Origin of the sequence: Pseudokineococcus basanitobsidens (genome assembly GCF_037482545.1) — a bacterium.
Classification (GTDB): Bacteria; Actinomycetota; Actinomycetes; order Actinomycetales; family Quadrisphaeraceae; genus Pseudokineococcus; species Pseudokineococcus basanitobsidens.
Map to the genome: position 1 here is coordinate 1 of NZ_JBBIAA010000046.1, position 6,580 is coordinate 6,580.

A 6,580-nucleotide genomic window follows, 5' to 3' on the forward strand; every position below is an offset into this window, starting at 1 on the left:
CCACCGACGACGAGGTGGCGTTCGCCTACACCGTCACCGGCACGCACCAGGGCGAGCTGATGGGCTTCGCGCCGACAGGGCGTTCGGTCAGCTTCCGCGGCATGCAGATCAGCCGGTTCGAGGACGACCGCATGGTCGAGCGCTGGGGCAGCAGCGACCAGATGGGCATGCTCGCCCAACTCGGCATCGAGCCCCGCCAGAGCGGCGCCTCCTAGGAGGGCTAGGACGCGTTGCCTATGGCTTGAGCCAGGTGAGGATCGACAGCGGGACGCTGTCCGGCCAGTAATCGACAGCGGGGACGGCGGACTGGCTGGGTGGTCAGTCGTCGCTGCCGTTGTCGAAGGTGCCGACGACGGTGGTGCCGTCGGATTCGTAGACGGTCACGATCGGGGTGGGGGAGCCCGACTCCTGCCACGCGAGGGCTTCTTCGGGGGAGGAGAAGTCGGGGGCGTAGTTGAGCTCGGTGGCGTAGGCGTACCCGGTCTCGCCGTTGGTGGCGTGGACGGCGATCAGGTCAGGGGTGCTGCCGTCGGGCTTCTGGACGCCGTAGGTCTCGCCCTTGGCGTTGACACCCCACTCGGTGGGTGTGTGAGTGGAGAAGGTCCTGGTCATGGCCCACCGGGTCCCGGGCGTGGTGCTGATCGTCACCCCGGTGGTGACCTCCTCCAGCGGCTGCGACCACGACACCGTCCCCGGCGCGGGGCCGTCGCCGCGTTCCTCGGCTGTGGCGGGGGCCTCGGCGGCTGAGCACGACACGCTCGCGCCGCCGTCACCGAGGTCGAAGGTTCCGGCGTCCAGGCAGGTGAAGGCCAGCTCGACGTGAGTGGCCCCCTCGGGTGGTGCGCCGAGGTCGACGGTGGCTGTGCCGGTGCGCTGGAGGTCCAGCTCCGCCGACCGGGGCTGGACCCGGTCAGCGCCGGGCAACGTGACCAGGCCCGAGGCGACGGCGACGGCGCCACCGCCGACGACGCCAGCCAGGACGAGGGCGCTCAGCCCTGCTGGCTGGCGCCACGTCCGCCGGCGTGCCGGTGACGGCCTGCCTCGGCGGAGGGGGCGGGTGGCGGCGACGGTGGCCAGCAGCTCGGCGCGGACCGCGTCACGGAAGACGGGATCCACCGGGCGTGGGGCGTCGTCGAGGTCATGTCGGCGCTCGCTCATGACGGCTGCCCTCCAGGGGTCGTGAGGACTCGTGCTGCCGGGTGGTCCGCGAGGGATGCGCGCAGCCGGGCTCGGGCGCGGTGCAGCCGGGTCTTGGCTGCGCCGGTGGTCAGGCCCGCGGCGGCCGCGGCGTCGGCCACGGGAAGTCCTTCGAGGACGACCAGGGCGAGCAGCTGGGCGTCGACCGGCCGCAGGGCCCGCAAGGCTGCGGCGACGTCGGCGTCGACGACGCCGGCGAGGACTTCGTCGGCCGCATCAGCGCTGTGGTGCTGGCGGGGTAGCCGCTCCAGCAAGGCCCGGTAGCGGCGGGTGCCGCGGGCGCTGTTGCGCGCGAGGTTCGTCGTGGTCACCAGCAGCCAGGGCAGGACGCTGTCGTTGACCAGCCGTACGTCCCGGCGACGTCGCCACAGCTCGAAGAAGGCCGCGGCCGTCACGTCCTCGGCGTCCGCCGAGGAGGTCAGCAACCGGCAGGCGTGCCGGTGCACCCGCGCGTGGTGGCGGTCGAACAGCCGACCGACGGCGTCAGCATCGCCGCGCAGCCCGGCTGACCACCAAGCCTCGTCCGACGTCTCCTGCACACCCTCCAGTGTCCGGACAGCACCGCGAGGTCACACACATCCAGCAGAACCCCCCCCCCCCCGCCCACGACGCGCCCCAGCCAGTCGGGGGGAAGCGCGCAGTGGCCGCCAAGGGCATTCCGTTAGCGGATCGACAGCGGGACGCTGTCCGGCTAGCGATCGTCGCCGGCCAGGTCCGCGAGGACGCCAGCGACTAGCGTGCCGAGATGGAGCAGCAGCGTTCTCGCGCGTGGCGGGTAGCTGAGCGGCTAAGGATCGTCGAAGAGCCTGGTCTACGCCCGGTGGGCAGCCGAGCGTGGTGGCGACGTCTGGCTCTGGGCGCCGGCGTGGGGATGGGCACCTTCGCCGTCCTGCACCTCGTCGACGTCCTCCGCGGATAGGAAGCGCACGGGCGAGCGACCGGACGGCGATCGTCAGCGGGACGTGTGCTGGCGCGGCGGGTCAGTCGCTGAGACGGGTGACGTAGGCGGAACCACTACCGCCATACTCCCACCGCGGGCATACTCCGGTCATGCCACGTGACCTGACTGAGCCGGCCTTCTGGGTGCTGACCGCCTTGTCGGAGGCGCCGCGCCACGGCTACGCCGTGCTGGGCCGTGTCGAGGAGCTCTCCGCTGGGCAGAGCCCGCTACGGGTCACGACGTTGTACGCGACCCTCGAGCGCCTCGAGCGCGACGGCCGGATCCGCGTGGTCAGCGAGGAGGTCGTCGACGGCCGCGCCCGCCGCACGTACGAGGTCACCGTCGAGGGACGGCAGGTGCTGTCCCAGGAGACCGAGCGGTTGATGGTCAGGGCGCGGGCAGCGCGGGCCAGCCTGGGTCAGGCCCGCCCGGTGTGGACGCGCGCGTCCGGCTGGGCGCACGCATGAGGCGCCGGGGAGCCGGCCGTGACCCGCAGCGGTTGCTGCGCTGGTACCCGCGGGCGTGGAGGCGCGAGCACGGCGCGGTGCTGCTGGGTCTGCTGGCCGAGCAGGCCGCTGACCGGGGTCGTGGCCTGTCGGCGGGTGAGGCGTGGTCGATGCGGCTCCACGGGATCGCGGAGTGGTTCACCCCGCGCGCTGGCGCGGTGCTCGCCGTCGGCGGGCTGCTGGCCGGGCTGCTGGCCGTCGCGAGCCCGTTCGCGGTGGATCGGGCGCCGGAGGACGTCGTCGTCGTCGCGGCCGCCGTCACCGGTGCGCTGGCCTCGGCGCTGACGTCGCTGAGTGTTCTGACGTTGGTGCGTGACGCGGGGTGGACCACCGCCGTTGGCACCGTCGTCAGCGCTACGGCGTTGCTGGGGGCCTGGACGGTGTCGGTCCCGGCGGGGTTGGCGTGGAGCGTCGGTTTCGACCAGGCCGACGCCGGCCTCCCGCGGACACCTTTCGCGTCCGCGTGGCCGGTGCTGCTGGCGGTCGCGGTGGCCTTGGGGGCGGTGGCGCTGGCCCCGGCCATCGCTGGCGGGCTGCGCCGGATCCCGACCACCGCAGGCCGGTGGGCCCTGGCGGTCGCCTGCGGCGTCCCCGCCGCCGTGCTGATCGCCGTCACGACCGTAGCGCCGGGTGGGTCGCTGCTCGTCGCGGTGGTGCTGCTCGTCCTGTGCATCGCACGGCAACAGCCGGGCACCTCGGCCACTCGAGAGGACCATCAGGTCGCCACTGCACGGGTCGACCCGCCGCCCAGCCCCCGCACCGGCGACGCTCACAGACCACCCCCTGCCGTCCTTCCCCTGGCCGTGGTCGGCTTCCTGCTCACCACGCCCTGCGCGCTGTACGCCGTCCTGGGCGGCGGTGACACCTCCTGGACCGGGTTCCCGGCTGCGCTGGAGGCTCTGCCGCCGATGAACACGGGGCTGGCGCTGGGGGCGTTGGCCAGCTTGCCGTTGGTCCCGGCGGCCGCGCTGCTGGTGTCACGTCGGGTCCGGCGAGGGGTCGGCCTGGCCGCGACGCTGGTCTGCGTGGCGGTGCAGGGGCAGGCGGTCAGCGCCGGGATGGGACCCGATGGTGACGGTGGATTCCTCGTGGTCGTCGCCGCGGGAGCCCTCGCCGGCGTCGCGGTCGTGTCTCTCCTCGCGCCCCGGCTGCCCGGGCCGGCCTCGACGCGACGGCTGCTCGTCGCCGTCATCGGTGTCGCCACAGGCTGGGTGGTCGGCGTCCCCGTCCTGATGGTCGGCCCCCTCATCGCCCCCTTCATCGCCCTCGGCCTGGCCGTCCACGTCCTGCGACCCCTTACGAGACGACCGCGCCGCACCGGCCAGCCGCAACTGGCTGTCGGCTAGTCGCGCCGTACCGATAGGCGGTCGGCAAGTGGGACTGGCTCGGCGGCCGCCGTCCGCTGCGGCTACCGGCGTCGCTCGAGGAAGCGCGGAGCGTTCTCGTACCCACTGCACTCGTCCGAGATGGCGGGGGAGAGTCCCCTGGAGTGGTGTAGGTGGATCGAGCCCCGCTGGGTGGTGGCTAGTGCGCCGACGAGTACCTCGTCGTGCCGCCGCGGATCCCAGCCAGCAAGCAGCAGACCTAAACCTCCAACGACTCAGGTCTTGCCTACTTGCGTGAGCGCTACGCGAAGTACCTCCCGGCTGACATCGCCGCACCAGTTACGGAATCCGAGAGCTAGCCCCGCCCCTCGCGCACCTCCTGGGCGCCCAGGAGGTGCGCGAGGGGCGGGGCTAGCTCTCGGATTCCGTAACTGGTGCGGCGATGTCAGCCGGGAGGTACTTCGCGTAGCGCTCACGCAAGTAGGCAAGACCTGAGTCGTTGGAGGTTTAGGTCTGCTGCTTGCTGGCTGGGANCCGTCGTCGGCGAGGCAGCCTTGGAGCTCGTGTCAGGCTCTTGTGCGCCCAAGCACGGGCTGGGCACCCTGCTCCATCACCGGGCAGAGCAGCTTGACGCGCTGGCTCGCTTCAGACGATCGCGGCGCGGAGCGCCGCCGCTGCGGCGCCCACATCGGGGGCTCCGTAGATGGCCCCGCCCGCGACGGCGACTCGAGCCCCGGAGTGCTGCACGGAGGCGATCGTCGAGCTGTTGATACCGCCCGCCACGGAGAAGGGGACGCCCGATGAGCGGCCGTCGTCCAGCAGCGTCGAGAAGGTGAATCCCTCTTCAGCCTGCTCGTCGAGCCCCGCGTGCATCTCGACGAACTCGGCACCGAGCGCGACGACCTCCTTCGCCCGCGTCGGCTTGTCCGCGACACCGATCAGGTCGACCACGACGCCCTTGCCGTGCTTCTTGGCCGCCTTGACCGCTCCGACGATCGTGCTGTCTCCCGCTGAGCCGAGCACCGTCACGAGGTCAGCTCCGGCTGCGAAGGCGATCTCCGCTTCGAGCTCCCCGGCATCCATGGTTTTGAGGTCGGCGAACACGACCTTGTCGGGATGGGCCTTCTTGATGGCAGTGATCGCCGACAGGCCCTCGCTCTTGATGAGCGGGGTGCCGAGCTCAAGGATGTCGACGTGCGGCGCGGCGGCCGCTGCGAGCTCGAGCGCGGCGGCCGTGGTCAGCGTGTCCATGGCGAACTGCAACTGCATCGTGCGTCCTTCGATCGATGGGAGTGGGTCATTCGAGGTTGGCGTGACGGGGCCAGAGCTCGTCGGCGCTGGCACCCGACCTCCGCCAGAGGGTGTGGAAGAGGGCGTCACCAAGGACGACGACGACCTGCTCGAAGAGGCTGCCGGCGTACTGCACTGAGGCCGCTCCGGAGCGATCGAGCTTGTCGGCGGCCGGCACGATGACGCTGTGCACGGCGAGGGCTGCCAGCGGAGACGCGGGGTCGGTGGTGATCGCCACCACCCGCGCGCCGGCAGCCACAGCTGCTTCGGCGCCGCGCACGATTCCACCTGTCGTGCCGGAGCCGCTGGCGGTGAGCAGCAGGTCACCGGAGGTGATGGCCGGGGTGGTGACCTCCCCGGCGACGTGGACCTGCAGTCCAAGGTGCATGAGACGCATCGCCGTCATGCGCAGGGCCAGCCCGGAGCGACCGGCCCCGAACACGAAGATGCGCGAAGCGGTCGCGATGCTGTCGGCGACGGCGTCGAGAGCTGATGGATCGGCGTGCACCAAGGCATCGAGGGCTCCCTCGAGCTCGCGTGCGATGCGATCCAGCGAGGATCCGACGTCAGCGTCCACTCGCTCATCCTTGGGTGCGCGACCGTCAGGCGCTGCCACCCGACAGCGGGGTTCTACCTACCCGAAAGGATGGGATGGGCGTCCGGGTAGATTGCAACGGGTGACGACCGCGGGTTTGTCGACGTCTGTCCAACGTCGACTGCGCGCCGAGCACGCCCGCGAGCTCGCCGAACAGGCCGACCGGCACGCCGTGACGCTCGAGTCGCTCCTCGCCGTGCTGCGTTCCGCACGGCTCGATGACCGGACATCGCGCACCATCGCCATCGAGACGGCCGCGGCCGCGCTCGTGCAGCTGCGCGTGGCGACGGATGCGCGCTTCAGCACCACCCTCGAGCCCGTGGTCACGGCCTTCACCCGGTTGCGCACGGACCTGCGCCCGCTCGTCCGCTTCGGCGACCTGGACGTGCAGTTCGTCGAGCCGCCGCTGACCGGGCGCGCTCTGCCAGGCGAGGTCGCGCACGCAGCGCGGGCGATCGTGCGTAGCGCGGTGCTCGCGCTCGTCGACAGCGGCGAGACCAAGCGGGTCCGCATCCAGTGGAACTGCGACGGACTCAACCTGCTCATCAGCATCCGCGACGACGGGCGCGGGGAGCTGACCGCGCACGATGACGCCCTGCGGCCCATCGCAGAGCGAGTGAGCGCGCTCGGCGGCGTCCTGACCGTCTCCTCGACCCCAGGCTGGGGGTCCTCCCTGGACATCACCGGCTCATCGCAAACGAGGGTGCAGCTGGGGTCTGAAGCCGCC

General features: G+C 71.8%; 8 protein-coding genes. 4 read left to right on the plus strand and 4 right to left on the minus strand.

Annotated elements, in window-relative coordinates; genetic code table 11:
- Positions 1 to 215, plus strand: a 215-nt coding sequence (locus WDZ17_RS16900; RefSeq protein ID WP_339576346.1) for an ester cyclase, incomplete at its 5' end; no start/stop codon positions are given.
- Positions 216 to 318: 103 nt separating this feature from the next.
- Here the strand turns inward: WDZ17_RS16900 and WDZ17_RS16905 are convergent.
- Both WDZ17_RS16905 and WDZ17_RS16910 read right to left on the minus strand, forming a co-directional pair.
- Positions 319 to 1,158, minus strand: a complete 840-nt coding sequence (locus WDZ17_RS16905) for a hypothetical protein (protein WP_339576347.1) — start codon at positions 1,156 to 1,158, stop codon at positions 319 to 321.
- Complete coding sequence (locus WDZ17_RS16910; RefSeq protein ID WP_339576348.1) at positions 1,155 to 1,736, minus strand: RNA polymerase sigma factor; 582 nt, start codon at positions 1,734 to 1,736, stop codon at positions 1,155 to 1,157. Before WDZ17_RS16910 ends, WDZ17_RS16905 begins: the two co-directional genes overlap by 4 nt.
- A gap of 511 nt (positions 1,737 to 2,247) precedes the next feature.
- Here WDZ17_RS16910 and WDZ17_RS16915 point away from each other — a divergent pair.
- A complete protein-coding gene (locus WDZ17_RS16915; RefSeq protein WP_339576349.1) occupies positions 2,248 to 2,604 on the plus strand; it encodes a PadR family transcriptional regulator in 357 nt (118 codons plus the stop codon).
- Complete coding sequence (locus tag WDZ17_RS16920; protein WP_339576350.1) at positions 2,601 to 3,989, plus strand: hypothetical protein; 1,389 nt, start codon at positions 2,601 to 2,603, stop codon at positions 3,987 to 3,989. Before WDZ17_RS16915 ends, WDZ17_RS16920 begins: the two co-directional genes overlap by 4 nt.
- A 624-nt stretch (positions 3,990 to 4,613) precedes the next feature.
- On the opposite strand, the gene hxlA is transcribed toward WDZ17_RS16920, so the two are convergent.
- Positions 4,614 to 5,237, minus strand: coding sequence for a 3-hexulose-6-phosphate synthase (gene hxlA / locus WDZ17_RS16925; protein ID WP_339576351.1), 624 nt, complete (start codon positions 5,235 to 5,237; stop codon positions 4,614 to 4,616).
- 28 nt (positions 5,238 to 5,265) lie between these two features.
- Positions 5,266 to 5,835: a 6-phospho-3-hexuloisomerase gene (gene hxlB, locus WDZ17_RS16930; RefSeq protein ID WP_339576352.1), complete on the minus strand. Its 570-nt coding sequence runs from the start codon at positions 5,833 to 5,835 to the stop codon at positions 5,266 to 5,268.
- Between the two features lie 100 nt (positions 5,836 to 5,935).
- Between hxlB and WDZ17_RS16935 the strand changes: the two genes are divergently transcribed.
- Positions 5,936 to 6,580, plus strand: a 645-nt coding sequence (locus WDZ17_RS16935) for a sensor histidine kinase (RefSeq protein ID WP_339576353.1), incomplete at its 3' end; no start/stop codon positions are given.